22 protein-coding genes and 2 tRNA genes are annotated in these 25,929 nt (G+C 60.7%); 21 read left to right on the top strand and 3 right to left on the bottom strand.

Annotation, left to right across the window (positions count from 1 at the left end):
* Window positions 1-41 precede the first annotated feature (41 nt).
* Window positions 42-575 carry an oligoribonuclease gene (orn, locus tag J3P77_RS20145; protein ID WP_434678329.1) on the top strand — a complete coding sequence of 178 codons (534 nt, stop codon included), beginning with the start codon at window positions 42-44 and terminating at the stop codon, window positions 573-575.
* Between the two features lie 63 nt (window positions 576-638).
* Window positions 639-1,250: a trimeric intracellular cation channel family protein gene (locus J3P77_RS20140; RefSeq protein ID WP_434678328.1), complete on the top strand. Its 612-nt coding sequence runs from the start codon at window positions 639-641 to the stop codon at window positions 1,248-1,250.
* A 429-nt stretch (window positions 1,251-1,679) separates the two neighbouring features.
* Here J3P77_RS20140 and queG read toward each other — a convergent pair whose 3' ends face one another.
* On the bottom strand, window positions 1,680-2,759 hold the full coding sequence (gene queG / locus J3P77_RS20135) for a tRNA epoxyqueuosine(34) reductase QueG (protein WP_434678327.1): 1,080 nt from the start codon (window positions 2,757-2,759) through the stop codon (window positions 1,680-1,682).
* A 64-nt stretch (window positions 2,760-2,823) separates the two neighbouring features.
* Here queG and J3P77_RS20130 point away from each other — a divergent pair, with 64 nt between their 5' ends.
* The 12 genes from J3P77_RS20130 (at window position 2,824) to J3P77_RS20075 (ending at window position 17,928) form a co-directional block, all read left to right on the top strand.
* The gene (locus J3P77_RS20130) at window positions 2,824-4,320 is read left to right on the top strand and encodes an NAD(P)H-hydrate dehydratase (RefSeq protein ID WP_434678326.1); all 1,497 of its coding nucleotides are present in this window, start codon (window positions 2,824-2,826) and stop codon (window positions 4,318-4,320) included.
* The gene (gene tsaE / locus J3P77_RS20125) at window positions 4,308-4,778 is read left to right on the top strand and encodes a tRNA (adenosine(37)-N6)-threonylcarbamoyltransferase complex ATPase subunit type 1 TsaE (protein WP_434678325.1); all 471 of its coding nucleotides are present in this window, start codon (window positions 4,308-4,310) and stop codon (window positions 4,776-4,778) included. Before J3P77_RS20130 ends, tsaE begins: the two co-directional genes overlap by 13 nt.
* A gap of 2 nt (window positions 4,779-4,780) precedes the next feature.
* Window positions 4,781-6,211: an N-acetylmuramoyl-L-alanine amidase gene (locus J3P77_RS20120; RefSeq protein ID WP_434678324.1), complete on the top strand. Its 1,431-nt coding sequence runs from the start codon at window positions 4,781-4,783 to the stop codon at window positions 6,209-6,211.
* The gene (gene mutL / locus J3P77_RS20115) at window positions 6,208-8,163 is read left to right on the top strand and encodes a DNA mismatch repair endonuclease MutL (protein WP_434678323.1); all 1,956 of its coding nucleotides are present in this window, start codon (window positions 6,208-6,210) and stop codon (window positions 8,161-8,163) included. The genes J3P77_RS20120 and mutL overlap by 4 nt, the downstream gene beginning before the upstream one ends.
* Window positions 8,164-9,135, top strand: a complete 972-nt coding sequence (miaA, locus tag J3P77_RS20110) for a tRNA (adenosine(37)-N6)-dimethylallyltransferase MiaA (protein ID WP_434678322.1) — start codon at window positions 8,164-8,166, stop codon at window positions 9,133-9,135.
* A gap of 91 nt (window positions 9,136-9,226) precedes the next feature.
* Complete coding sequence (gene hfq / locus J3P77_RS20105; protein ID WP_125829975.1) at window positions 9,227-9,487, top strand: RNA chaperone Hfq; 261 nt, start codon at window positions 9,227-9,229, stop codon at window positions 9,485-9,487.
* 12 nt (window positions 9,488-9,499) lie between these two features.
* Window positions 9,500-10,801, top strand: a complete 1,302-nt coding sequence (gene hflX / locus J3P77_RS20100; protein WP_434678321.1) for a ribosome rescue GTPase HflX — start codon at window positions 9,500-9,502, stop codon at window positions 10,799-10,801.
* Window positions 10,802-10,897: 96 nt separating this feature from the next.
* Window positions 10,898-12,073: an FtsH protease activity modulator HflK gene (gene hflK, locus J3P77_RS20095; RefSeq protein ID WP_434678320.1), complete on the top strand. Its 1,176-nt coding sequence runs from the start codon at window positions 10,898-10,900 to the stop codon at window positions 12,071-12,073.
* Window positions 12,073-12,942: a protease modulator HflC gene (hflC, locus tag J3P77_RS20090; protein ID WP_434678319.1), complete on the top strand. Its 870-nt coding sequence runs from the start codon at window positions 12,073-12,075 to the stop codon at window positions 12,940-12,942. Before hflK ends, hflC begins: the two co-directional genes overlap by 1 nt.
* A 272-nt stretch (window positions 12,943-13,214) precedes the next feature.
* Window positions 13,215-14,402 (top strand): ATP phosphoribosyltransferase regulatory subunit, encoded by a 1,188-nt coding sequence (locus J3P77_RS20085; RefSeq protein WP_434678318.1) that lies wholly within the window; start codon window positions 13,215-13,217, stop codon window positions 14,400-14,402.
* Between the two features lie 54 nt (window positions 14,403-14,456).
* Entirely contained in the window at window positions 14,457-15,749 is a 1,293-nt protein-coding gene (locus J3P77_RS20080; protein WP_434678317.1) for an adenylosuccinate synthase, read from the top strand.
* A gap of 244 nt (window positions 15,750-15,993) precedes the next feature.
* Complete coding sequence (locus tag J3P77_RS20075) at window positions 15,994-17,928, top strand: methyl-accepting chemotaxis protein (RefSeq protein ID WP_434678316.1); 1,935 nt, start codon at window positions 15,994-15,996, stop codon at window positions 17,926-17,928.
* A gap of 156 nt (window positions 17,929-18,084) precedes the next feature.
* On the opposite strand, the gene J3P77_RS20070 is transcribed toward J3P77_RS20075, so the two are convergent.
* Window positions 18,085-18,171, bottom strand: a tRNA-Leu gene (locus J3P77_RS20070).
* Window positions 18,172-18,346: 175 nt separating this feature from the next.
* A tRNA-Leu gene (locus tag J3P77_RS20065) sits at window positions 18,347-18,433 on the bottom strand.
* A gap of 225 nt (window positions 18,434-18,658) precedes the next feature.
* On the opposite strand from J3P77_RS20065, the gene rnr reads away from it, so the two are divergent.
* The 7 genes from rnr (at window position 18,659) to dnaB (ending at window position 25,922) form a co-directional block, all read left to right on the top strand.
* Window positions 18,659-21,253, top strand: coding sequence for a ribonuclease R (gene rnr, locus J3P77_RS20060; protein WP_434678315.1), 2,595 nt, complete (start codon window positions 18,659-18,661; stop codon window positions 21,251-21,253).
* The gene (rlmB, locus tag J3P77_RS20055; RefSeq protein WP_434678314.1) at window positions 21,250-22,011 is read left to right on the top strand and encodes a 23S rRNA (guanosine(2251)-2'-O)-methyltransferase RlmB; all 762 of its coding nucleotides are present in this window, start codon (window positions 21,250-21,252) and stop codon (window positions 22,009-22,011) included. Before rnr ends, rlmB begins: the two co-directional genes overlap by 4 nt.
* A gap of 306 nt (window positions 22,012-22,317) precedes the next feature.
* A complete protein-coding gene (gene rpsF / locus J3P77_RS20050) occupies window positions 22,318-22,743 on the top strand; it encodes a 30S ribosomal protein S6 (protein ID WP_002551828.1) in 426 nt (141 codons plus the stop codon).
* A gap of 28 nt (window positions 22,744-22,771) precedes the next feature.
* Window positions 22,772-23,002: a 30S ribosomal protein S18 gene (rpsR, locus tag J3P77_RS20045; RefSeq protein WP_002551829.1), complete on the top strand. Its 231-nt coding sequence runs from the start codon at window positions 22,772-22,774 to the stop codon at window positions 23,000-23,002.
* A 39-nt stretch (window positions 23,003-23,041) separates the two neighbouring features.
* Window positions 23,042-23,938: a hypothetical protein gene (locus tag J3P77_RS20040; RefSeq protein ID WP_434678313.1), complete on the top strand. Its 897-nt coding sequence runs from the start codon at window positions 23,042-23,044 to the stop codon at window positions 23,936-23,938.
* A 19-nt stretch (window positions 23,939-23,957) separates the two neighbouring features.
* Window positions 23,958-24,404 carry a 50S ribosomal protein L9 gene (gene rplI / locus J3P77_RS20035; RefSeq protein WP_004883587.1) on the top strand — a complete coding sequence of 149 codons (447 nt, stop codon included), beginning with the start codon at window positions 23,958-23,960 and terminating at the stop codon, window positions 24,402-24,404.
* 123 nt (window positions 24,405-24,527) lie between these two features.
* Window positions 24,528-25,922: a replicative DNA helicase gene (gene dnaB / locus J3P77_RS20030; protein WP_434678312.1), complete on the top strand. Its 1,395-nt coding sequence runs from the start codon at window positions 24,528-24,530 to the stop codon at window positions 25,920-25,922.
* The last annotated feature ends 7 nt before the right edge of the window (window positions 25,923-25,929 follow it).

The raw sequence follows: 25,929 nt of genomic DNA, 5'->3' as shown, positions 1-25,929 counted from the left end.
GGGGTAAGCTAAACTGCGCGCCTACGTTGAGGAGTCGTCACATGCAGAACAAGCAGAACCTGATCTGGATCGATCTGGAAATGACCGGGCTCGACCCGGACACCGATGTCATTATCGAAATGGCCACGATCATTACCGACAGCGAGCTCAACACGTTGGCGGAAGGGCCGGTAATCGCCATCCATCAGAGCGACGAGACGCTCGCCGCAATGGATGAGTGGAACACGCGCCAGCACGGCGGCTCGGGTCTGACCCAGCGAGTGCGCGAGAGCACCATCGACATGGCTGAAGCCGAAGCGCAGACCCTGGAATTCATCAAGCAGTGGGTACCGGAGCGCAGCTCGCCGATCTGCGGCAACAGCATTTGTCAGGATCGCCGCTTCCTGTACCGCCACATGCCGACGCTGGAAAACTATTTCCACTACCGCAATCTGGATGTATCGACCCTCAAGGAGCTGGCTGCCCGCTGGTCGCCTGAACTGAAGTTTAAGAAAGGCAGCACGCATTTGGCGCTGGACGACATTCGCGAGTCGATTGCGGAACTGCGCTTCTATCGCGAGCATTTCATCAAGTAACGCACCCTTTCAGTGCGCGGGGCTGCCGGTTAGACTGCGCGCCTTCGTTGCAGGGATGCCCCCATGTTGCTGATGCTCTATCTGATCGCGATTACCGCTGAAGCCATGACTGGCGCGTTGTCGGCCGGGCGGCGAGGGATGGACTGGTTCGGCGTGGTGCTCATCGCCTGCGTGACGGCGTTGGGCGGTGGCTCGGTACGCGATGTCCTCCTGGGGCATTACCCGCTGACCTGGGTCAAGCACCCGGAATATCTGGTGCTGACCAGCGTCGCCGCGCTGGTGACGATATTCATCGCGCCCTTGATGCGCCACCTGCGCTCGCTGTTCCTGGTGCTCGACGCTCTCGGGCTGGTGGCGTTCACGCTGATTGGCTGCATGACCGCGCTGGAAGCGGGGCACGGCATGCTGATCGCTTCGGTCTGCGGCGTGATTACCGGCGTGTTCGGCGGCATCCTGCGAGACATCTTCTGCAATGACATCCCGCTGATCTTTCGTCGCGAACTGTACGCCAGCGTGTCCTTCCTCGCAGCGTGGTGTTTCCTGCTGTGCCGCTACCTCGAACTGCCTTCCGAGCAAGCCATCCTCATCACCCTGTTCGGCGGCCTGCTGCTGCGCCTGCTGGCCATCCGCTTCAAATGGGAAATGCCCAAGTTCGTCTACAAGGATGAGCATTGACCTGCGCAAGCTGATGCCAGCCAGCAACTGTTCTTTGCAGGAGCCAGCTTGCTGGCTTGTATGCTTAGACTTGATGGGGTGGGCAGGACGGAAAGCTGAATCTCCCACAAGAACCGCAGCGCTGCACGAACTGTAGGAGCTGGCTTGCCTGCGATCTGCCGGGAACCGGCAGCAAGATGGTTCATGCGGTATAACCAAGGTCGCCAGGATTACTGCCGCTACGCGCCAGATCGTCGGATTGCCGCCCAGAGCAAGCGGATCGCCGCCCGGTCACTCCCACGCCCTGCGGGCAGAATCAAAAGCGGATTCGCGGGCACCAGGAGTTTCTGCCCAAGGGCGGTTTAGGGCTACCCCCAAAGATAGAATCTCCCACATTGACTATTGTGGGAGGGAGCTTGCTCGCGACGAACGATAACGCGGTGGGTCTGTTCAGCGCCCATGCCTTCGTAGCGCCCACTCCACGTGCTCGCGTACCAGCTCCGACGGGTAGTCCCGGCGAGCTTCCAGCGCTTCGATCACCGGAATGGTCGACGGTGCATTGCCCAGCCCGACGGCAAGGTTGCGTAGCCAGCGTTCATAGCCGGCGCGGCGCAGGGGCGAGCCTTCGGTGCTGCTGAGGAATTTTTCCTCATCCCACATAAACAGCTCGGCCAGCCCGGCGTTGTCCAGATTGTGCCGTGGCTGGAAGTCGCTCTGCTCGGTCGGCCGGGCGAAGCGGTTCCACGGGCAGACGATCTGGCAATCATCGCAGCCGAACACCCGGTTGCCGATCAGTGGGCGCAGGTCTTCGGGAATGGCGGTCTTGAGCTCGATGGTCAGATACGAAATGCAGCGCCGCGCATCCAGCACATAAGGCCCGACAAAAGCATTGGTCGGGCAGATATCCAGACACGCCGAGCAGCGTCCGCAATGCTCGCTTGCATGGGGCGGATCTACCGGCAGCGGGATGTCGACAAACAGCTCGCCCAGAAAAAAGAAACTGCCCGCCTTGCGGTTGAGGACCAGCGTATTCTTGCCGATCCAGCCCAGCCCGGCCTGCTCGGCAATGGCTTTTTCCAGCACCGGTGCGCTGTCGACGAAAGCTCGATAACCGAACGGCCCGATGGCCTGCTGAATGCGTTCGGCCAATTGCTGCAGACGCTTGCGTACCAGCTTGTGATAGTCCCGGCCCAGAGCGTAGCGCGACACGTAGGCTTTTTCCGGCTCGGTGAGCCGTTGGGTCATTTCGGTGTCGCCCGGCAGATAATCCATACGCAGCGACACCACGCGCAAGGTTCCCGGCACCAGCTCGTCCGGATGGGAACGTTTGCTGCCATGGGCTGCCATATAGTCCATTTCGCCGTGATAACCCGCATCGAGCCAGCGTTGCAGGTGCTGCTCGTGCTCCCCCACATCCAGCCCGGCAATGCCGACCTGCTGAAAGCCCAGCTCACGGCCCCACGCCTTGATCGATTGCGCAAGGGTGGCGAGGTCGTCGGAAGTGGGGAGTTCAGCGGTAATAGCAGACATGCGCAGGGGAGAAACCGGGGCCAAGGTGCGTATAATTCTGCCAGACATCGGAGCCCATGAACGCATGTTCGACAGTAAAGCTGAATTACCCGACGCGCTGTATAGCGCCGCCCAGGTGCGCGACCTCGACGCCAGGCTGATTGCCGCCGGCACGCCGGGCTTTGCATTGATGCAGCGCGCGGCCCATGCGACCTGGCGGGCAATCCGTCGACGCTGGCCGGAAAACGGCGCGCTGACCGTGCTGGCCGGGCGTGGCAACAATGCAGGCGACGGCTATCTGGTGGCGGCCCTGGCACACAAGGCAGGTTGGCAGGCCAGGGTTCTGGCGGTTGGCGCTACCGACGCTCTGGTGGGCGATGCGGCTGATGCTCATGCAGAAGCGCTCCGCGCGGGAGTCGAGATTCAGAACTGGTCATCCCAGCCTTTGATCGGAGTAGTACTCGATGCCATGCTTGGCACCGGCCTGAGCGGCGAAGTCCGCGAGCCCTACCTCGGCGCAATCAAGGCGATCAACGGCAGTGGCCTGCCTGTGGCCGCGGTCGATATACCTTCAGGGCTTTGCGCCGACACCGGTCGGATGCTGGGCGAAGCAGTGCGCGCTGATCTGACCGTGACTTATATCGGCCTCAAGCTTGGGTTGATGACCGGCGATGCCGCGGATCTGGTCGGGCAACTGGTGTTCGATGACCTGCAGGCAGATCCGGCTCTGGTCGCGGCGACGCCTGTCAGTGCTGCGCGCCTTGATCGATCCAATCTGCCGAGGCTCAAACCACGGCCACCGACGGCCCACAAAGGCATGTATGGACGAGTGCTGGTGATCGGCGGCGATCACGGTTTTGGCGGCGCCGCGATGCTCAGCGCCGAAAGCGCCTTGCGCAGCGGCGCCGGGATGGTCACTCTGGCCACCCGCGCCGAACACGTGCCGGCGGCGCTGGTGCGTATTCCTGAAGTCATGAGCGCAGCCATCCGCTCGGCCAACCAGCTGATGGCCCTGATCGAACCGGCCAGTGTGCTGGTCGTCGGGCCTGGGCTCGGTCAGGCGAGTTGGGGGCGCAGCCTGCTTTCGGCTGCGGCCAACGCCGACCGTCCGCAAGTCTGGGATGCCGACGCCTTGAATCAGTTGGCCGGCGGTCAGCTCACGCTGCCCAAAGGCAGCGTCATCACCCCGCACCCGGGCGAAGCGGCGCGGTTGCTGGGTGTTGGCACCAAAGAAGTTCAGGCTGACCGGCTGGCCGCCGCTCGCGCACTGGCCCGCAAGTTCAATGCGGTGTGTGTGCTCAAAGGCGCTGGCAGCCTGATCGCCGACGTCGACGGGCGTCTGGCGGTCTGTGATCGCGGGCATCCGGCCATGGCAACGGCCGGGTTGGGCGATGTGCTGGCTGGCCTGGTCGGCGCACTCATGGCCCAACACATGGCGGCGTTCGACGCCGCCTGTCTCGCGGTCTGGCTGCATGCCAGCGCGGGGCAGCAAGTTGCCGGACTGGGGCGCGGGCTCGCCGCCAGCGACATTATCCCGGCCATTCGTCAGTTACTGGAGGAACAACAACCGTGTCTGAATTAACGCTGAATGTGGTGGGCGAAGAGGCCATGGCGAGCTTTGGCTCGCGTCTAGCCGAGGTCACCGAAGGCGTAGGCGTGATTTTTCTGGAAGGTGATCTGGGCGCGGGCAAGACGACCCTGTCCAGAGGCATCATCCGTGGTCTGGGGCATGCGGGCGCGGTGAAAAGCCCGACGTTTACCTTGGTTGAACCCTATGAGCTGGGGGCGATCCGCATCTTCCACTTTGACCTCTATCGGCTGGTGGATGCGGAGGAGCTGGAGTTCATGGGGGTGCGGGATTATTTCGACGGCAATGCCCTTTGTCTGATCGAGTGGCCCCAGCGTGGTGCAGGCTTTTTGCCAAAGCCGGACCTGACCATTACCATTAGCCCGCAAGGGCCAGGTCGCTCCGTGACGCTGAGCCCGCAAGGCTCGCGCGGCGAGAGCTGGTGTGCCACTTTGGCGTTGGAATTCAAATAGATATGAGGTTCGGTATGCGCATGCGCGCGCTGGTCACTGTAGTGGGACTGCTGTTGTCGTCCCTGGCTGTCGAAGCGCTGGCCGCTACGCAAGTAAAGAGTGTTCGCCTGTGGCGCGCACCGGATAACACGCGCCTGGTCTTCGATCTTACCGGGCCGGTTCAGCACAGTGTCTTTACCCTGGCTGCGCCCGATCGTCTCGTTATCGATATCAATGGGGCGACCCTCGGCGGTCCGCTCAATGTCTCGACCGACAACACACCGATCACCTCCATGCGCTCGGCCCAGCGCACGCCGAACGATCTGCGGGTCGTCATTGATCTGAAAAAGGTCGTGACACCCAAGAGTTTCACGCTGGCGCCGAACCAACAGTATGGCAACCGTCTGGTGGTGGACCTGTTCGACAACGCCGCCGATGCGAATCCGACACCTACGGTGCCGGACACGGCCGCCAATACCGCACCGGCGGTGCCGGTCAGCCCGGCCAAGCCGGAGATCAAACTGACGCCTGTACCCAATGGCAAGCGCGATATCGTGATCGTGATCGACGCCGGCCACGGCGGTGAAGACCCTGGTGCTTCAGGCGGCGCGGGGCAGAAAGAGAAAAACGTCGTGCTGTCCATCGCCAAGGAGCTTCAACGCCAGATCAACGGCGAAAAGGGCTACCGTGCCGAGCTGACACGTACCGGCGACTATTTCATCCCGCTGCGCAAGCGTACTGAAATCGCGCGCGCGAAAGGTGCGGATCTGTTCGTTTCGATTCACGCCGACGCGGCACCGTCCAAAGCGGCGTTCGGGGCGTCCGTATTTGCCTTGTCCGACCGGGGCGCGACGTCTGAAACCGCGCGCTGGCTGGCGGACAGCGAAAACCGTTCCGACCTCATCGGCGGTGCCGGTGCCGTCAGCCTCGATGACAAGGACCGCATGCTGGCGGGCGTGCTGCTCGATCTTTCAATGACCGCATCGCTATCGTCCAGCCTGAACGTCGGGCAGAAGGTACTGAGCAACATCGGCCGTGTCACATCGCTGCACAAATCCCGCGTTGAACAGGCAGGCTTCATGGTGCTCAAGTCGCCGGATATCCCATCGATCCTGGTGGAAACCGGCTTCATCTCCAACGCCAATGAAGCCAACAAGCTGACTTCCGCTTCGCACCAGCAGGCGCTGGCCCGCTCGATCAATTCCGGTGTCAAACAGTTCTTCCAGCAGAATCCGCCACAGGGTACCTACATTGCCTGGTTGCGGGACAACGGCAAGCTGGCGCAGGGGCCGCGCAACCATATGGTGCGCTCGGGCGAGACGCTGGCGATGGTCGCCGCGCGTTATGACATGAGCGTTGCCACTCTGCGCAGCGCCAACAATCTCAAGACCGATGAGTTGCGTGTCGGTCAGGATCTGCGGATTCCAAGCGCAGAGGTGGCCACCCAGCCATGACCGATCTTCTTCTTGACGGTATCGAGGTCGAGGCTTCGCACGCACTCCTGAATGCTGCGCGAATCGAACTGCTCAGCCCGCGACTGGCCAACCAGATCGCTGCGGGTGAAGTGGTCGAACGGCCGGCTTCGGTCATCAAGGAACTGCTGGAAAACAGCCTCGACTCGGGCGCTCGTCGTATCGACGTGGACGTCGAGCAGGCCGGCATCAAGCTGCTCAAGGTGCGTGATGACGGCAGCGGAATATCCTCCGACGACCTGCCGCTCGCCCTCGCACGCCACGCCACCAGCAAAATCCGTGATCTGGAAGACCTTGAGCGGGTCATGAGCCTCGGCTTTCGTGGCGAGGCGCTGGCGTCGATCAGCTCGGTTGCCCGCCTGACCCTGACGTCACGGACTCGTGGGGCGGATCAGGCCTGGCAGGTGGAGACTGAAGGCCGCGACATGGCGCCACGCGTCCAGCCTGCCGCTCACCCGGTGGGCACCTCCGTCGAAGTACGTGACCTGTTTTTCAACACACCGGCGCGGCGCAAGTTTCTCAAGGCGGAAAAGACCGAGTTCGACCATCTGCAGGAAGTCATCAAGCGCATGGCGCTGGCGCGGTTCGACGTCGCCTTTCACTTGCGCCACAACGGCAAGACGATCCTCAGCCTGCATGAAGCGCTCGACGACACGTCCAGAGCGCGGCGGGTATCGGCTGTGTGCGGGCCGGGTTTTCTGGAGCAGGCGCTGCCCATCGAAATCGAACGCAATGGGCTGCACCTGTGGGGCTGGGTCGGGTTGCCGACGTTTTCGCGCAGTCAGGCGGATCTGCAATATTTCTTCGTCAACGGCCGTGCGGTTCGCGACAAGCTGGTGGCTCACGCGGTGCGTCAGGCTTATCGCGACGTGCTGTTCAACGGGCGGCACCCGACCTTTGTGCTGTTCTTCGAGGTCGATCCGGCCGCGGTCGACGTAAACGTCCACCCGACCAAGCACGAAGTGCGGTTCCGCGACGGGCGCATGGTGCATGACTTCCTGTACGGCACCTTGCACCGCGCCCTGGGTGATGTGCGTCCTGAAGATCAGCTTGCAGGCACCGCGCCTGGCGTTGCCGCGCCAAGGCCAACCGGGCCGCAGGCCGGTGAGTTCGGCCCGCAGGGCGAGATGCGCCTGGCCAATAACACATTGGAGCAACCGCAAGGCCAGTCTTACACGCAGCCCTATGCGCAACCGACACAAGGCACTTCCGGCGGCGGCTACCAATACCAGTACACACCAAGACCCACGACCGGCCTGCCGACTGCCGAAGCGCAGAATGCCTACCGCGAATTCTTTGCGCCGTTGCCTGGGGCCGCAGCCGGCGCGCTTCCCGATGCACAGAATGATGTTCCACCTTTGGGTTACGCGCTGGCGCAGCTCAAGGGGATCTATATCCTGGCCGAAAACGCCCATGGCCTGGTGCTGGTAGACATGCATGCCGCTCACGAGCGGATCATGTACGAGCGTCTGAAGATCGCCATGGCCAGCGAGGGCCTGAGCGGCCAGCCGTTGCTGGTGCCTGAATCCCTGGCGGTGAGTCAGCGTGAGGCCGATTGTGCCGACGAGCATCTCGAAACTTTCCAGCGGCTTGGCTTCGAGCTTCAGCGCCTGGGTCCGGAAACTCTGGCGATACGGCAGATTCCGGCGCTGCTCAAGCAGGCCGAGGCAAACCGGCTGGTCAGCGATGTGCTCGCCGACCTCATGGAGTACGGCACCAGCGACCGTGTGCAGGCGCACATGAACGAGCTGCTCGGCACTATGGCCTGTCATGGTGCGATTCGTGCCAACCGGCGTCTGGCCATTCCAGAGATGAACGCCTTGCTGCGTGACATGGAAAACACCGAACGCAGCGGCCAGTGCAACCACGGCCGTCCCACCTGGACCCAGATGGGCCTGGATGATCTCGATAAACTCTTCCTGCGCGGTCGTTGAATGAATGCGTTACCTCCGGCCATTTTCCTCATGGGGCCAACCGCTGCCGGCAAGACCGACCTTGCCATCGAACTGACCAAAGTTCTGCCTTGTGAATTGATCAGCGTCGATTCGGCGCTGGTCTATCGCGACATGGACATCGGGACGGCCAAGCCTTCCAAGGCGCAATTGGCCGAATTCCCGCATCGCCTGATCGATATCCTCGACCCTTCGCAAAGCTATTCAGCCGCCGACTTCCGCACTGATGCCCTGGCCGCCATGGCAGAGATCACGGCGCGGGGAAATATTCCTTTGTTGGTCGGCGGCACTATGTTGTATTTCAAGGCTCTACTGGACGGGCTCGCCGATATGCCAGCCGCCGATGCGGCTGTCAGAGCGCAGTTGGAGGCCGACGCCAGGGCGTATGGCTGGCAGGCGCTGCATGATCGTCTGGCCGAGGTCGACCCGGTATCGGCGGCGCGCATTCACCCCAACGACCCGCAGCGGCTGATCCGGGCGCTGGAGGTGTTTATGGTGAGCGGGATGAGCATGACTGCACATCGCGAGCAACAAAGTGCGCAAAGTGGACTTGCAGCGGCATCGGGGTTTGCGCAATTGCCCTATACTGTCGCCAGCCTTGCGATAGCCCCGGCTGATCGCAAGGTCTTACACGACCGAATCGCGCTACGTTTTATGCAAATGCTGGATCAGGGGTTTCTGGACGAAGTACTGGCATTGCGCTCAAGAGGTGATCTGCATAGCGGATTACCGTCTATAAGGGCTGTCGGTTATCGCCAGGTCTGGGATCACCTGGATGGAAAGCTGACACGGGACGAAATGCAGGAGCGGGGCATCATCGCGACGCGCCAGCTGGCCAAGCGGCAATTCACCTGGTTACGCAGCTGGGAGAATCTGCACTGGTTGGACAGCCTGGCTTGCGACAATCTGCCACGCGCCTTGAAATACCTGGGATCGGTCTCCATATTGAGCTGAGTCCTTGCAATAGCCGTCTATCCTTGGGGGGTGGCCGGTCAAGCCAATCGAATTCGATTTATTATTATTGATCCTTAAAGGAGTGCGGCACATGTCAAAAGGGCATTCGCTACAAGACCCTTACTTGAACACCTTACGTAAAGAGAAGGTCGGCGTTTCGATCTATCTGGTCAACGGCATCAAACTGCAAGGCACGATCGAGTCTTTCGACCAGTTCGTTATTCTGCTGAAGAACACTGTCAGCCAAATGGTTTACAAGCACGCCATCTCTACGGTCGTACCCGTCCGTCCAATCCGCCTGCCTAGCGCGACCGATACAGACGCGGCCGACGCAGAGCCAGGTAACGCCTGATAGGAGTCTGCCTTGTTCTTTGAGCGCCACAGCGGTGGTGAGCGAGCAATCCTCGTTCATCTGGATGGTCAGGACCCTGAGGCGCGCGAAGATCCGCAGGAGTTCCAGGAACTGGCCATTTCGGCTGGCGCCGATACCGTCGCGTTTATAAACGTGCCGCGTCATCGGCCATCGGCCAAGTACCTGATTGGCAGTGGCAAGGTCGAGGAGCTTCGCGACCATGTCAAAGCCGAGCAGGTAGACCTCGTGATTTTCAATCACACCCTCACGCCCAGTCAGGAACGTAACCTCGAACGTGTTTTCGAGTGTCGCGTGCTGGACCGTACCGGTCTGATTCTGGACATCTTCGCCCAACGCGCGCGCACTCATGAAGGCAAGCTGCAAGTCGAACTGGCTCAGCTTGAACACATGAGCACGCGTCTGGTCCGCGGCTGGACTCACCTTGAGCGACAGAAAGGTGGTATCGGCCTGCGCGGACCGGGTGAAACCCAGCTTGAAACCGACCGGCGTCTGCTGCGTGTGCGTTTGCGGCAGATCAAGGCGCGCCTGGAAAAGGTCCGCAGCCAGCGTGATCAGGCCCGGCGTGGTCGGCGTCGTGCCGATATTCCTTCGGTATCGCTGGTGGGCTACACCAACGCCGGCAAATCGACGCTGTTCAACGCGGTGACCGATTCCGAAGTGTTCGCCGCCGACCAGTTGTTTGCCACCCTCGACCCGACCTTGCGTCGTCTGCAACTCGATGACCTGGGGCCGATCGTGCTGGCCGACACCGTGGGTTTCATTCGCCATCTGCCGCACAAGCTGGTCGAAGCCTTCCGGGCCACCCTTGAAGAGTCGAGCAACTCTGATCTGCTGCTGCATGTCATTGACTCCCACGAACCCGAGCGCATGGCCCAGATCGAGCAGGTCATGGCGGTGCTGGGCGAGATCGGGGCTCAGGACTTGCCGATACTTGAGGTCTATAACAAACTCGATCTGCTTGAGGGGGTGGAACCGCAGATACAGCGTGATGCCGATGGCAAGCCGCAGCGTGTCTGGTTGTCCGCCCGTGACGGTCGTGGTCTGGACCTGCTCAAGCAGGCGGTGGCCGAACTACTGGGTGACGATCTATTTGTCGGCACCCTGGTCCTGCCCCAGCGTCTTGCCCGGCTGCGTGCCCAGTTCTTCGAGCTGGGCGCGGTGCAAAGCGAGACGCATGACGAGCACGGTGCCAGCTTGCTGGAAGTGCGTTTGCCGAGGGTGGAGTTCAATCGCCTGGTGAGTCGCGAAGGACTGCAGCCGCTGGAGTTCATCGAGCAACACACTTTGCAATAAAAGCAGGATAAAGCCGTTGTACGGCTTTCTCATGCATTCTGTAGCATTGGTCGGCGCGCCGCGGGCGCGTCTTTGCTTTATCAGATGGAGAGCGCTATGGCTTGGAATGAGCCGGGTGGCAACTCGAATAATCAAGATCCCTGGGGTGGCAAACGCCGAGGCGGCGACCGCAAGGGACCACCTGATCTCGACGAAGCCTTCCGAAAGCTGCAGGAAAGCCTGAATGGGTTATTCGGCGGCGGTAAGAGACGCAGTGGCGATGGCAGTGGCGGCAATTCGGGCAAGGGTGGTGGCTTCGGCCTGCTCGGCATCGGTCTTGTCGTGCTCGTCGCGTTCTGGCTGTACAGCGCTATTTATGTTGTCGACGAACAGGAACAGGCTGTTGTCCTGCGTTTCGGCCAGTATTACGAAACCGTAGGCCCGGGTCTGAACATCTATTTCCCGCCGTTCGACCGCAAGTACATGGAAAACGTCACGCGCGAGCGTGCCTACAGCAAGCAAGGCCAGATGCTGACCGAAGACGAAAACATCGTCGAGGTCCCATTGACCGTGCAGTACAAGATCAGCAACCTCCAGGACTTCGTTCTGAACGTCGACCAGCCTGAAATCAGTCTGCAGCACGCTACTGAAAGCGCGCTTCGCCATGTCGTGGGCTCCACGGCCATGGACCAGGTGCTGACTGAAGGCCGTGAGTTGATGGCCAGCGAAATCAAGGAGCGCCTGCAGCGTTTCCTCGACACCTATCGCACCGGCATCACGGTCACCCAGGTGAACGTGCAGAGTGCCGCCGCGCCGCGTGAAGTTCAGGAAGCGTTCGATGACGTAATCCGCGCCCGTGAAGACGAGCAGCGTGCCCGCAACCAGGCTGAAAGTTACGCCAACGGCGTGATTCCTGAAGCGCGCGGTCAGGCTCAGCGCATCCTCGAAGATGCCAACGGCTACCGCGATGAAGTGGTTTCCCGCGCCAAGGGTGAGGCTGATCGCTTTACCAAACTGGTGGCCGAGTACCGCAAGGCACCTGAAGTTACCCGCCAGCGTCTGTACCTGGACACCATGCAGGAAGTCTTCAGCAATACCAGCAAGGTTCTGGTGACCGGCGACAAGGGACAGAACAACCTGCTTTACCTGCCGCTCGACAAGATGCTGGAGAGCAGTCGCAGCGGTACCGGGAGCAACCCGGCAACCGGCGGTTCATCCTCAAGTGGCGCTGATGCTGGCGCGCGCGCGACCGAAACCCCGCAGCGCGATGTACGTACCCGGGAGAGTCGCTGATGAGCAATAAATCACTGATCGCCCTCATTGTGGGCATAGTGCTGGCCGTCGTTGCCTGGAACAGCTTCTACATCGTGTCCCAGACCGAACGTGCGGTTCTGCTGCAATTCGGCCGCGTGGTTCAGGCCGATGTGCAGCCCGGTCTGCATATGAAGGTTCCTTACGTCAACCAGGTGCGCAAGTTCGATGGCCGCCTGCTGACCCTCGACGCTCCGACTCAGCGTTTCCTGACGCTTGAGAAGAAAGCGGTGATGGTCGATGCATACGCCAAGTGGCGAGTGAAGGACGCAGAGCGTTTCTACACCGCGACGTCCGGCCTCAAGCAGATTGCTGACGAGCGCCTGTCGCGTCGTCTGGAATCGGGCCTGCGCGACCAGTTCGGCAAGCGCACCCTGCACGAAGTCGTGTCGGGTGAGCGGGACGCACTGATGGCGGATATCACAGGTTCTCTGAACCGCATGGCCGAGAAGGAGCTGGGCATCGAAGTGGTCGATGTTCGGGTCAAAGCCATCGACCTGCCCAAGGAAGTCAACCGCAGCGTGTTCGAGCGGATGAGCACCGAGCGTGAGCGCGAAGCGCGTGAGCACCGGGCCAAGGGTAACGAGCTGGCCGAAGGCATCCGTGCCGACGCTGACCGTCAGCGTCGAGTGCTGCTGGCCGAAGCCTATCGCGAGTCTGAAGAGGCGCGCGGTGACGGTGACGCCCAAGCCGCCGCCATCTATTCCAAGGCTTATGGCCAGGACCAGGAGTTCTACGCGTTCTATCGCAGCCTGCGTGCTTACCGTGAAAGCTTTGCGAACAAGAGCGACGTAATGGTGCTGGACCCGGCGAGCGAGTTTTTCCGCTATCTGGAAAAAGCCAAGCCGTAATCAGCAACCCGCCGGGCGGCAAAACCGCCCGGTGGGGTGATCGTACGGTAAAACGTGTGTATCATGCGGCAGCCGGGAAATTCCCGGCTTTTTTGCGTCTGCACGATTGATTGGCCGCAGCCCGTTGTGGCGGGCGGCAAGATTTTTCGAGGAGAGTGGTCTGCAAGGCCTGTCTCGGGCGTTTGTCGTGCCCGGAATACAGCGCGACCACTCTCTGCTTCACTCAAGGCTGGCCTGCTGGCTGGCCGCCCGGATCACAGGGGAATGGCGTAATGGCAACCGTTGACCGCTGGCTGCTACCAGATGGCATCGAAGAAGTACTGCCACCAGAAGCGGCGCGCATCGAAGTAGCGCGTCGTCAGGTGTTGGATCTGTTCCAGAGCTGGGGCTATGAGTTCGTCGTCACCCCGCATATCGAGTATCTCGAATCCCTGCTGACCGGCGCGGGCTCGGATCTGGATCTGCGCACCTTCAAAGTCATCGACCCGCAATCGGGACGGCAGATGGGCTTTCGGGCCGACATCACACCGCAAGTCGCACGCATCGACGCGCATACGCTCAAGCGTGAAGGCCCGAGCCGCCTATGCTATGCCGGTAGCGTGCTGCACGCATTGCCGCGCGCGCTGTCGACTTCGCGCAGCCCGATTCAATTGGGCGCCGAATTGTACGGCGACGCGAGCCCGAGCAGCGACGTGGAAGTCATCAGCCTGATGCTGGCCATGCTGCAACTGGCGGATGTTGCGGACGTCCATATGGATCTGGGTCATGTCGGTATCTACCGAGGTCTGGCTCAGGCTGCCGGTCTGTCCGGCGAAGTCGAGCAGCAGTTGTTCGACGCGCTGCAGCGCAAGGCCATCGACGAAGTGGTGGCCCTGACTGAAGGCCTGCCGGCGCAGTTGTCCGGCATGCTGCGAGCACTGGTCGACCTGTGCGGCGGGCGTGAAGTCCTGGGCGCTGCCCGGGACCGTCTGGCTGGCGCGCCTGCGCCGGTGCTGGCGGCTCTGGACGATCTGCTGACCATTGCCGATCGACTGACTGCGCGCTTCCCGGATCTGCCACTCTATTTCGACCTCGGCGAATTGCGCGGCTATCACTACCATACGGGTGTAGTGTTCGCGGTGTTCGTACCGGGCGTAGGGCAATCCATTGCCCAGGGCGGACGTTACGACGACATCGGCGCTGACTTCGGTCGCGCCCGTCCGGCGACCGGCTTCTCCACTGACCTGAAAACCCTGGTAACCCTGGGTCGGGCAGAAATCGAACTGCCGTCTGGCGGCATCTGGATGCCGGACAGTACGGATGCGGCGCTCTGGCAGCGGGTCTGCCAATTGCGCAGTGAAGGTCAGCGGGTCGTTCAGGCGTTGCCTGGGCAACAGGTCAGCGCGGCGCGTGAAGCCGACTGCGACCGGCAATTGATTCAGCAAGGCGAGCACTGGCAGGTAATGCCGCTGGCTTCTTGAGTATTCCTGCCGGCCGCCGCCGGCACCCAGTTTGCGTGAATGAGGACAAGTGTTATGGGTAAGAATGTCGTAGTCCTGGGCACCCAGTGGGGTGATGAGGGCAAAGGCAAGATCGTTGATCTGCTGACCGAACATGCCAGCGCCGTGGTTCGCTACCAAGGTGGTCACAACGCTGGCCACACCCTGGTGATCGACGGCGAGAAAACCGTTCTGCACCTGATCCCGTCCGGTGTCCTGCGCGAAGGCGTGCAGTGCCTGATCGGTAATGGCGTAGTGGTTGCACCCGACGCGCTGATGCGTGAAATCATCAAGCTTGAAGAGAAAGGCATTCCGGTGCGCGAGCGTCTGCGCATCAGCCCTTCCTGCCCGCTGATTCTGTCGTACCACGTCGCGCTGGACCAGGCGCGTGAGAAGGCCCGCGGCGAGCTGAAGATCGGCACCACCGGTCGCGGCATCGGCCCGGCCTACGAAGACAAGGTGGCACGTCGTGGCCTGCGTATCGGCGACCTGTTCCATCGCGAGCGTTTCGCCGCCAAGCTGGGCGAGCTGCTCGACTACCACAACTTCGTGCTGGTCAATTACTACAAAGAACCTGCAATCGACTTCCAGAAGACACTCGACGAGTGCATGGAATACGCCGAACTGCTCCGCCCATTGATGCTCGACGTGACCGCTGCGCTGCACGAGCTGCGCCGCGAGAGCAAGGACATCATGTTCGAAGGCGCTCAGGGTTCGTTGCTGGACATCGACCACGGTACCTATCCGTACGTCACCAGCTCCAACACCACGGCTGGCGGTATCGCGACCGGTTCGGGTTTCGGCCCGATGTACCTGGACTACATCTTGGGTATCACCAAGGCGTATACCACCCGTGTGGGTTCGGGCCCGTTCCCGACTGAACTGTTCGACGATGTCGGTGCGTTCCTGGCCAAGCGCGGTCATGAATTCGGCGCTACCACCGGTCGTGCACGTCGCTGCGGCTGGTTCGACGCGGTCATCCTGCGTCGCGCCATCGAAATCAACAGCATCTCGGGCCTGTGCCTGACCAAGCTGGACGTGCTCGACGGCCTGGAAACCATCAACATCTGCATCGGCTACGAGAACGAAGATGGTGCAGTGATCGACGCGCCTACCGATGCCGACAGCTACAACGGCCTGCGCCCGGTCTACGAGCAAATGCCAGGCTGGAGCGAGTCGACCCTGGGCGCTAAGACCCTGGAGGAATTGCCGGCCAACGCACGTGCTTACATCAAGCGTGTAGAAGAGTTGGTAGGCGCTCCGATCGATATCATCTCGACCGGTCCGGACCGCAACGAAACCATCGTGCTGCGTCATCCGTTCGGCTGATACGCCATCGCCACACGAAAAAGGCCGCTTATGCGGCCTTTTTTTTGACGCTCCGGCACCTGACCCGTAGGAGCGCGCTTGCCCGCGACCGATGTATCAGACGATGCAAACCCGCGGATGCGCAGGCCTCGTCGCGGGCGAGCGCTCCCTTGGGGGCGCAAGGCCGTCAGCGGCACGAGCATTGCTACGCAAATGACAGAATAGTGCCATCATTTTGGTAGCGCTACAGGTGGAGGGATTCCCTGTGTCAGCTGTGCTCTCGCTTTTACGCAGTCGTTTGCTGCGGCCGGTCTTTATCGCGCTGGGCTTTGCCCTTTTGGTGCAGGTGCTGGTGGCAGTTGCTCTGACCCGGAGCACGGTGACCGCGCTGGAGGCCGACCTGGCCAATCGGCTCGGGGTAGATTCGCAACATCTATCGGCCCAGCTGGAAAGTGCGAGTAGCGAGGTGACATCCAGTCTGGCCGCGCTTTCGGCCAGCACCCAGCAGCGCTTGAGCGGCGGGTTGTCGACTCGTCTCAAGGATGAGCAGGCGCAGATGCGCGCAACCCTTGAGAAAGATTTGCGCGAATCGGCCGCCGATATGGCCGAGCTGCTGGCCGCCGTGGCACCCAGAGCGATGTGGGACAACGACACCCCGACGCTTTCTGAATTCGCGCGTCGCGCGCAACGCAATCCCAACGTGCTGTTCGTTGTGTATGACGATGCGGCGGGTGAACACCTGACCCGATATCTGAATCGCGATAACGCGGCGATCAAGGAGCTTCTCCTCAAAGGCGAGGGCGAGCGGGCGATGGACAAGGTGCTCGATGCGGCCCGCAAGGATTCGTCGGTCTATTACGTCGAAGCACCTATCAGCCCCAACGGCGTTGAAATTGGCAAGGTGCGCATAGGCGTTTCCACCGCGACAGTGGAGCAAAATCTGGCGGCGCTGGATAAGCGCTTTGCCGCGTTGATCACCAATGGCGAACAACTGGTGTCCGAGAGTCTGGCGGGCGCATCGAAGGACAGCTCGGCGGCGCTGCGCTCCCGTCTGCAGTCTGCACAGGGCGCGGCAACCGCCATGACCAGCAACACCCAGGTTGCAGTGCAGGACGCGGCTGAAACCCTGCGTTGGCGAATCGGTCTGGGTCTGGCGCTGGTCGGGCTCGGCGTTTTGCTGTTGCTGGCGGTGGTGTTGGGGCGTCGAGTGGTAAGCAAGCTGCATCTACTGATAGCTGCGCTGAATGACCTGGCGGCGGGCGAGGGCGACCTCACCAAACGCGTGAAACTCGACAGCAACGATGAAATCGGCGATATGGCGGCGGCGGTCAATCACTTCGTCGACAAGCTCCAGCCCATTGTTCGCGAGGCAGGTGAAGTCGCGCAGCGCACCGGTATGGAAATCGGGGTGATGAGTGATCGCAATGCCGGTGCCGATGCTGCGGCGCAATTGCAGCGCGACGAAGTGGCGGCCAGCCTCAAAGCGCTGGAGCAGATGGCTGACGAGGCGCAGTCCGAGAGCCATGCCATGCAGGCTGCACTGCAGCAAGTGATCGATATCAAGCAGGCTACCGATGAAAACACGCGCACTTCGAATCAGGTCGGTGAGCTGATCGAGGCGTTGGCAGGCCAGGTCAACAGCGGCTCACAGGTGATCGAACGACTGGCGCAACAGAGTCAGCAGATTGAAGTAGTGCTGGAAGTGATTCATGGCATCGCGGAGCAGACCAACCTTCTGGCGCTGAACGCGGCTATCGAGGCGGCGCGCGCGGGTGAAACCGGACGAGGTTTCGCGGTAGTTGCCGACGAAGTGCGCGCTCTGGCGAGCAAGACGCAGAGCTCTACTGGCGATATTCAGGAGCATATCGGTGCTTTGCAGCGCGGCGCGCGAGAGGCCGTGGCGGCCATCGGCCTGGCAGGGCGGCAGGCTCAGGAAGGCCTGACGGTGCTTCGCGAGAGTGCTCAACGACAGCAATCCGTGCAGGTTTCGGTTGAGCAGGTTCACGCGGCGATAGGTCTGGCAACACAGGCAGCGGTCCATCAGGCCGAAGGCGCGCAGGCGGTGCGCGGCCGGGTCGAGGTGATCCATGCCCAGGCGGAGCGAGCGGCCAGAGCCGTCATGGAAACCACCGCCAGCGGCAAAGTGCTGGATGGGCTGGCTGCGCAGCTCAAGGCAAGCCTGGGGCAATTCAGGGCGTAGGAGGCAGGGCGCTACCTTCCACAAAACCGGCCGCTCCGACGTCCGGGGGAGGTAGCTTGCTGGCGAAAAGGGCGTGGCTACACGGATTCGCAAGCACGTACAAATCCAGGTCCCAGAAAGCACAAAACCGAGCACTAGGCTCGGTTTTGTTTGAATTGGTGCCCAGAAGAAGACTCGAACTTCCACGACCTTGCGGTCACCAGCACCTGAAGCTGGCGTGTCTACCAATTTCACCATCTGGGCAGTATCAGCAGCGTGTACGCCGTTGATGGGGCGCACTATACGGCGAACGTTTTGCTCTGTAAACCCCTGTTTTGTCAGAGCAATCAAAATTCAAACTATCCAGACCCCGGAATGCAAAAACCCGCTTTCGCGGGTTTTTGTGAAGCAGAAGACTGGTGTAGTCTGCTGCTTGAATTGGTGCCCAGAAGAAGACTCGAACTTCCACGACCTTGCGGTCACCAGCACCTGAAGCTGGCGTGTCTACCAATTTCACCATCTGGGCAGTATCGACAAGCATCCGCCTGTCGATGGCGCGCACTATACGGAGCGACTCTGAAGCTGTAAAGCCCGCCTCTGAAAAAAAGTTGAAAAAATTCGTGGGCGGCGTGTATTACTCTTCTGTGGGTGGTCTCAAAGACGGTGAAGCGTGCCGTGTGGCTCTGAAATTTCCCGTTTCATTAGGTGTATGCCAAACTAACCCGCATATAGACAAGGTGAAAACTATCTAATGGCCGATTGGCAGTCCCTCGATCCCGAGGCCGCTCGTGAAGCGGAAAAATACGAAAACCCTATTCCTAGCCGTGAACTGATTCTCGCGCATCTCTCCGAGCGTGGTTCTCCAGCCAGCCGGGAGCAACTGGTCGAAGAGTTCGGTCTGACCACGGAAGATCAATTCGAAGCCCTGCGTCGTCGCCTTCGTGCGATGGAGCGCGATGCTCAGTTGATCTACACCCGTCGCGGCACTTACGCGCCGGTCGACAAACTGGACCTTATCCTGGGTCGTATCGCCGGCCACCGTGACGGCTTCGGTTTCCTCATTCCCGACGATGGCTCGGACGACCTGTTCATGAGCCCGGCGCAGATGCGTCTGGTGTTTGATGGCGACCGCGCATTGGCGCGAGTATCGGGTCTGGACCGCCGTGGTCGTCGCGAAGGCGTGATCGTGGAAGTCATTTCCCGTGCTCATGAAAGCATCGTGGGCCGCTACTTCGAAGAGAGCGGCATCGGCTTCGTCATCCCTGACAATCCGAAGATCCAGCAGGAAGTCCTGGTCACGCCAGGCCGCAATAACAATGCGAAGATCGGCCAGTTCGTCGAGGTGAAGATCACCCACTGGCCGACGCCGCGCTTCCAGCCGCAGGGCGATGTGATCGAGGTGGTGGGTAATTACATGGCGCCCGGCATGGAAATCGATGTCGCGTTGCGCACCTACGACATTCCGCACGTCTGGCCCGAGGCGGTCCTCAAAGAGGCTGCCAAGCTCAAGCCGGAAGTCGAAGAGAAGGACAAGGAACACCGCGTAGACCTGCGTCATCTGCCGTTTGTCACCATCGACGGTGAGGACGCGCGGGACTTCGATGACGCAGTGTATTGCGAAGCCAGGCCTGGCAAATTGCGCCTGTTCTCTGGCGGCTGGAAGCTCTACGTGGCGATTGCCGACGTATCGAGCTATGTGAAGATCGGTTCGGCGCTGGATGCCGAGTCCCAGGTGCGTGGCAACTCGGTGTACTTCCCTGAGCGTGTGGTGCCTATGCTGCCGGAGCAGCTGTCCAACGGCCTGTGCTCGCTGAACCCGCACGTCGATCGTCTGGCCATGGTTTGTGAAATGACCATCTCCAAGACCGGCGAAATGACCGACTACGTTTTCTACGAAGCTGTTATTCATTCTCACGCTCGTCTGACCTACAACAAGGTCAGCACCATCCTTGAGCATCCGAAGTCAGCGGACGCCAAGGCGTTGCGCAGTGAGTACGACAATGTCGTGCCGCACCTCAAGCAGCTTTACGCCATGTACAAGGTGCTGCTGGGTGCGCGCCATGTGCGTGGCGCCATCGACTTCGAAACCCAGGAAACCCGGATCATCTTCGGTTCCGAGCGCAAGATCGCGGAAATCCGCCCGACCACGCGCAACGATGCCCACAAGCTGATCGAAGAGTGCATGCTGGCCGCCAACGTCGCCACCGCCGAATTCCTCAAGAAGCACGAAATTCCTGCGCTGTATCGTGTTCACGATGGCCCGCCACCGGAGCGTCTGGAAAAACTGCGCGCATTCCTTGGCGAGCTCGGTCTGTCCCTGCATAAAGGCAAGGACGGTCCGACACCGAAGGACTATCAGGCGCTGCTGGAAACCGTTCGCGGACGTCCGGATTACCACCTGATTCAGACCGTGATGCTGCGCTCGCTGAGCCAGGCGGTATACAGCTCGGACAATAACGGCCACTTCGGTCTCAATTACGAAGCGTATACGCACTTCACGTCGCCGATCCGGCGTTATCCGGATCTGTTGACGCACCGCGCGATTCGCAGTGTCATCCGCTCGAAGCAAGACACGCCGCACGTCCGTCGTGCCGGCGCACCGACTATTCCCAAGGCGCGTATCTACCCATACGACGAAGCTGCACTTGAGCAGTTGGGTGAGCAGTGCTCGATGAGCGAGCGTCGGGCTGACGAAGCGACGCGCGACGTCGTGAACTGGCTCAAATGCGAGTTCATGAAAGACCGCGTCGGCGAGTCGTTCCCTGGTGTCATCACCGCCGTGACCGGTTTCGGCCTGTTCGTCGAGCTGATCGACATTTACGTCGAGGGTCTGGTGCACGTAACGGCATTGCCGGGTGACTACTACCACTTCGATCCTGTGCATCACCGCCTAGCCGGCGAGCGCACCGGTCGCAGCTTCCGCCTGGGCGATACCGTTGAAGTGCGCGTCATGCGTGTGGATCTGGACGAGCGCAAGATCGACTTCGAAATGTCGGAAAAAACGGTCACTGCGCCGGTTGGTCGCAAGCGTCGCGGTCAAGAGACAGCGCCAGCGCCGGCGGAGAAAGAAAAGCCGGCCAAGGCAGGGCGTCGCGGCTCGGCCAAGGAAGTTGCGGCCGAGGCATATCGCCCAGGCGATGCGGCGGCCAAGAACGCTGAAGTACGCAAAAGTCGCGAAATGAAAAAAGCGTTACTTGCTCAGGCGAAAGGTGACTTCAAAGGTGCGTCGGGAAAGTCTGATTCCGCCGCATCCAAACCCACCAAGCATCGCAAGGGCACGTCCAGATCGGACACCGCTCCAGCTGCGAAAAGCGGTAGCGCACGTAAACCCAAGGGCAAGTCATGAGCCAGCTGGAAAAGATCTACGGTGTCCATGCTGTGGAAGCATTGCTTCGGCATCATCCCAAGCGCGTCAAGCACATCTGGTTGGCGGAAGGGCGTAACGACCCGCGCGTACAGGTACTTGTCGAACTGGCCGTGCAAAATCGCGTCACCATCGGCCAGGCCGAGCGTCGTGAGATGGATGCCTGGGTCGAGGGCGTGCATCAGGGCGTTGTCGCGGATGTAAGCCCCAGCCAGGTCTGGGGTGAAGCGATGCTCGACGAACTGCTTGATCGTGCCGAAGGCCCGCCGTTGCTGCTGGTGCTCGACGGTGTGACAGATCCGCACAATCTGGGTGCCTGCTTGCGCACTGCGGACGCGGCGGGCGCATTGGCGGTTCTGGTGCCCAAGGACAAGTCGGCAACCCTGACTCCCGCTGTGCGAAAGGTCGCTTGTGGTGCGGCGGAAGTGATTCCCCTCGTTGCAGTGACCAACCTCGCCCGCACGCTGGAAAAACTTCAGCAGCGCGGCTTGTGGGTCGTCGGTACGGCGGGCGAAGCCGAGCAGGAGCTGTATCAGCAGGACCTGACCGGCCCGACCATTATCATCATGGGTGCCGAAGGCAAGGGCATGCGCCGCCTGACCCGCGAGCATTGCGACTATCTGGTACGTCTGCCAATGGCCGGCAGCGTCAGCAGCCTGAACGTTTCGGTTGCGACGGGTGTATGCCTGTTCGAAGCGATGCGCCAGCGCAACGTCAAGGCTGCCGGCAAGAAAGGCTGATCACTTTTTGACCCGATGTTTTCGCATGGCGATGAGGGTAGGAGCGCGCTTGCCCGCGACCGGGGCCGCGCTCTCGATACATCTGGCCCTCCGTTCAGGTCAGGGTCGCGGGCAAGCGCGCTCCTGAAGACGCAGTTGTTCAAATATTCGCCAATTGCCTTGCGCCTCACCAAGCCCTTCTCTACAATTGCGCCCCTTGCTGTCATGGCAGGCGCGCATGTGCCTGTTCCGGAGCAAGACTCACAGTGTCATTCACTCCTTGTCTGACCGCATTTTGCGGCAGGCTACAACCCGTAAGGAGCATTCATGCGTCATTACGAAATTATCTTTTTGGTCCACCCGGATCAAAGCGAGCAAGTCGGCGGCATGGTTGAGCGTTACACCAAGCTGATCGAAGAAGACGGCGGCAAAATCCACCGTCTGGAAGATTGGGGCCGTCGTCAACTGGCTTACGCAATCAACAATGTTCACAAGGCTCACTACGTGATGCTGAACGTTGAGTGCACTGGCAAGGCTCTGGCCGAGCTGGAAGACAACTTCCGTTACAACGATGCAGTGATCCGTAACCTGGTCATCCGTCGCGACGAAGCCGTTACCGGCCAGTCCGAGATGCTCAAGGCTGAAGAGAACCGCAGTGAGCGCCGTGAGCGTCGTGACCGTCCTGAGCACTCCGACAGCGCCGATGGCGATGACGGCGACAACAGCGACGTTAGCGATAACGCTGACGAGTAATCCACGGACCTTTTGAGGAGCCAATTACATGGCACGTTTCTTCCGTCGTCGTAAATTCTGCCGCTTCACCGCTGAAGACGTCAAAGAGATCGATTACAAAGATCTCAACACTCTGAAAGCTTACGTATCCGAGACCGGCAAAATCGTTCCAAGCCGCATCACCGGTACCAAAGCACGTTATCAGCGTCAGCTGGCCACCGCTATCAAGCGCGCCCGCTTCCTGGCCCTGCTGGCCTACACCGACAGCCACGGCCGCTGAGACCAGGTCGTCGACAAAACGTAACAAGGGATAGAACGCATGCGCGCCCTGGCTGAATTCATCATGCGCGGCCGCATGCAGGCCACTCTCGTAGTGGCCGGGTGTGCGGCATTGCCGCTGTTGTTCTGGTTGAGTGCTGCCGCAGGGTGCCTTGTGCTCCTGCGACGCGGGTTCAGTGATGCCGTTGGCGTCCTGGCCTGGGCTCTGCTGCCGGCCTTGGTCTGGTGGTATTTCGGTGAACCGCGTACAGCCATGGTGCTGGCCGGCTCACTGGGTTTGGCAATGGTTCTGCGTGCCAGCGAGTCCTGGGTCCGTGTGCTGCTGGTCAGCGTAGCGGTAGGTCTGGTGTACGCAGTGGTTCTGGGCACGGTTTTCCGCGAACCCATAGAAGCAATGTCGCAGGAGCTGCAAAAGCACCTGCCGGCGATGCTTCAGGGACTCTACGAGCAATTGAACGTAGAAGAGCGAGCGCGTCTCGGAGCACTGATCACGCCAGTCCTCAATGGCCTGATAGCGGCTGTGCTGCAAATCGTCAGTGTGCTTTGCCTGATCTTTGGGCGGTACTGGCAAGCGATGTTGTATAACCCTGGTGGTTTCGGGCGTGAATTTCGCGCCGTGAGACTCCCGCTGGTACCCGCGTTGGCGTTGCTGGTGTGCATGCTCGTCGGACCGAATTTCGGTCCTCAAGTGGCGATGCTCACACCGTTGTGCAGCGTACCGCTGGTATTCGCCGGGCTGGCCTTGATACACGGGTTGGTGGCTGAAAAGCGGCTGGCCAGGTTCTGGCTGGTGGGGATGTACATCACGCTGCTGATATTCATGCAGCTGATCTATCCGTTGCTCGTGGTGATAGCCATTGTCGACAGCCTGATTGATTTTCGCGGTCGCCGGGTATCGAAAGATTCCGGCAATGGTCCTGCGAACGGTGAAGGTTAAAAGTTAAGAGGATTTCCACATGCAACTGATCCTTCTGGAAAAAGTCGCCAACCTGGGCAACCTGGGCGACAAAGTAAACGTTAAGGCCGGTTACGGTCGTAACTACCTGCTGCCATACGGCAAGGCTACCGCTGCGACCGCTGCCAACCTGGCTGCGTTCGAAGAGCGTCGCGCCGAGCTGGAAAAGCTGGCTGCAGACAAGAAAGCTTCTGCCGAAACTCGCGCTGCTCAACTGGCTGAGCTGGAAGTGACCATCACTGCCACCGCCGGTGACGAAGGCAAGCTGTTCGGTTCGATCGGCACCCACGATATCGCTGACGCACTGACCGCCTCTGGCGTTGAAGTTGCGAAAAGCGAAGTTCGTCTGCCGAACGGCACCATCCGCAACGTTGGCGAATTCGACGTAGCCGTGCACCTGCACAGCGACGTAGAAGCGACCGTACGCGTTGTCGTGGTGGCTGCTTAAGCAGTACGTAATCGTCTAGCGACTTGGTCGTCAGAGGATTAACATCGGGCACGATCCTGTTCACAGGTCGTGCCCTTTGTCTTTGTGTCATCCCTGTTTTGTAAACCTCGAATTCAAGTGGCCATGAACGAAATCACCGCCCCCGAGCAATACGATCTGCAAACCGCTGCCCTCAAGGTGCCGCCTCATTCCATCGAGGCCGAACAGGCCGTACTCGGCGGCCTGATGCTGGATAACAACGCCTGGGAACGCGTGCTCGATCAAGTCTCCGATGGTGATTTCTATCGTCATGACCATCGCCTGATCTTCCGTGCCATCGCCCGGCTTGCCGATCAGAACAGCCCGATCGACGTCGTAACGCTCGCCGAACAGCTCGACAAGGAAGGCCAGACTTCTCAGGTCGGCGGTCTGGGCTACCTCAGCGAGCTGGCGAAAAACACGCCTTCGGTTGCCAACATCAAGGCCTACGCGCAGATCGTCCGGGCGCGAGCCACCTTGCGCCAGTTGATCGGTATCAGTACCGAGATCGCGGACAGCGCGTTCAATCCGGAAGGGCGCACCGCCGAAGAGATTCTGGACGAGGCCGAACGGCAGATCTTCCAGATCGCCGAGGCGCGGCCCAAGACCGGCGGTCCGGTGGGCGTCAACGACCTGCTGACCAAGGCCATCGATCGTATCGATACGCTGTTCAACAGCGATAACGCGATCACCGGTCTGTCCACCGGCTACGCCGACCTGGACGAAAAGACCAGCGGCCTGCAGCCTGCTGACTTGATCATCGTCGCTGGTCGTCCGTCGATGGGTAAGACCACGTTCGCGATGAACCTGGTGGAAAACGCCGTATTGCGCAGCGACAAGGTCGTGCTGGTGTACTCACTGGAGATGCCAGGCGAATCGCTGATCATGCGTATGCTGTCCTCGCTTGGTCGTATCGACCAGACCAAGGTTCGTGCCGGCCAGCTGGATGACGACGACTGGCCGCGCCTGACGTCGGCGGTCAATCTGCTCAACGACCGCAAGCTGTTCATTGACGACACCGCGGGCATCAGCCCGTCCGAGATGCGCGCCCGGACTCGTCGGGTCGCCCGCGAGCATGGCGATATCGCCATGATCATGATCGACTACCTGCAGCTGATGCAGATCCCGGGTTCCGGCGGCGATAACCGTACCAACGAGATTTCCGAAATCTCCCGATCCCTGAAGGCCCTGGCGAAAGAATTCAACTGTCCGGTCATCGCGCTCTCCCAGCTCAACCGCTCCCTTGAACAGCGCCCGAACAAGCGTCCGATCAACTCCGACCTCCGGGAATCGGGAGCCATCGAGCAGGACGCCGACGTCATCATGTTCGTCTACCGGGACGAGGTGTACCACCCCGAGACCGAACACAAAGGCATCGCCGAGATCATCATCGGCAAGCAGCGTAACGGCCCGATCGGTACGACGCGTCTGGCGTTCATCGGCAAGTACACGCGCTTCGAAAACCTCGCGCCTGGCAGTTACAACTTCGACGACGATTGATTGAACC

This window comes from Pseudomonas sp. R1-18 (assembly GCF_051132095.1).
Classification (GTDB): domain Bacteria; phylum Pseudomonadota; class Gammaproteobacteria; order Pseudomonadales; family Pseudomonadaceae; genus Aquipseudomonas.
The sequence above is the reverse complement of the archived record's forward strand: the minus strand, read 5'-3'. Positions and strand labels throughout refer to the sequence as shown.

Bases quoted from the DNA above. Each gene is read 5' to 3' on its own strand.
- orn (WP_434678329.1), top strand. From the start codon at position 42: ATGCAGAACAAGCAGAACCTGATCTGGATCGATCTGGAAATGACCGGG.
- J3P77_RS20140 (WP_434678328.1), top strand. From the start codon at position 639: ATGTTGCTGATGCTCTATCTGATCGCGATTACCGCTGAAGCCATGACT.
- queG (WP_434678327.1), bottom strand. From the start codon at position 2,759: ATGTCTGCTATTACCGCTGAACTCCCCACTTCCGACGACCTCGCCACC.
- J3P77_RS20130 (WP_434678326.1), top strand. From the start codon at position 2,824: ATGTTCGACAGTAAAGCTGAATTACCCGACGCGCTGTATAGCGCCGCC.
- J3P77_RS20120 (WP_434678324.1), top strand. From the start codon at position 4,781: ATGAGGTTCGGTATGCGCATGCGCGCGCTGGTCACTGTAGTGGGACTG.
- mutL (WP_434678323.1), top strand. From the start codon at position 6,208: ATGACCGATCTTCTTCTTGACGGTATCGAGGTCGAGGCTTCGCACGCA.
- miaA (WP_434678322.1), top strand. From the start codon at position 8,164: ATGAATGCGTTACCTCCGGCCATTTTCCTCATGGGGCCAACCGCTGCC.
- hfq (WP_125829975.1), top strand. From the start codon at position 9,227: ATGTCAAAAGGGCATTCGCTACAAGACCCTTACTTGAACACCTTACGT.
- hflK (WP_434678320.1), top strand. From the start codon at position 10,898: ATGGCTTGGAATGAGCCGGGTGGCAACTCGAATAATCAAGATCCCTGG.
- hflC (WP_434678319.1), top strand. From the start codon at position 12,073: ATGAGCAATAAATCACTGATCGCCCTCATTGTGGGCATAGTGCTGGCC.
- J3P77_RS20085 (WP_434678318.1), top strand. From the start codon at position 13,215: ATGGCAACCGTTGACCGCTGGCTGCTACCAGATGGCATCGAAGAAGTA.
- J3P77_RS20080 (WP_434678317.1), top strand. From the start codon at position 14,457: ATGGGTAAGAATGTCGTAGTCCTGGGCACCCAGTGGGGTGATGAGGGC.
- rnr (WP_434678315.1), top strand. From the start codon at position 18,659: ATGGCCGATTGGCAGTCCCTCGATCCCGAGGCCGCTCGTGAAGCGGAA.
- rlmB (WP_434678314.1), top strand. From the start codon at position 21,250: ATGAGCCAGCTGGAAAAGATCTACGGTGTCCATGCTGTGGAAGCATTG.
- rpsF (WP_002551828.1), top strand. From the start codon at position 22,318: ATGCGTCATTACGAAATTATCTTTTTGGTCCACCCGGATCAAAGCGAG.
- rpsR (WP_002551829.1), top strand. From the start codon at position 22,772: ATGGCACGTTTCTTCCGTCGTCGTAAATTCTGCCGCTTCACCGCTGAA.
- J3P77_RS20040 (WP_434678313.1), top strand. From the start codon at position 23,042: ATGCGCGCCCTGGCTGAATTCATCATGCGCGGCCGCATGCAGGCCACT.
- rplI (WP_004883587.1), top strand. From the start codon at position 23,958: ATGCAACTGATCCTTCTGGAAAAAGTCGCCAACCTGGGCAACCTGGGC.
- dnaB (WP_434678312.1), top strand. From the start codon at position 24,528: ATGAACGAAATCACCGCCCCCGAGCAATACGATCTGCAAACCGCTGCC.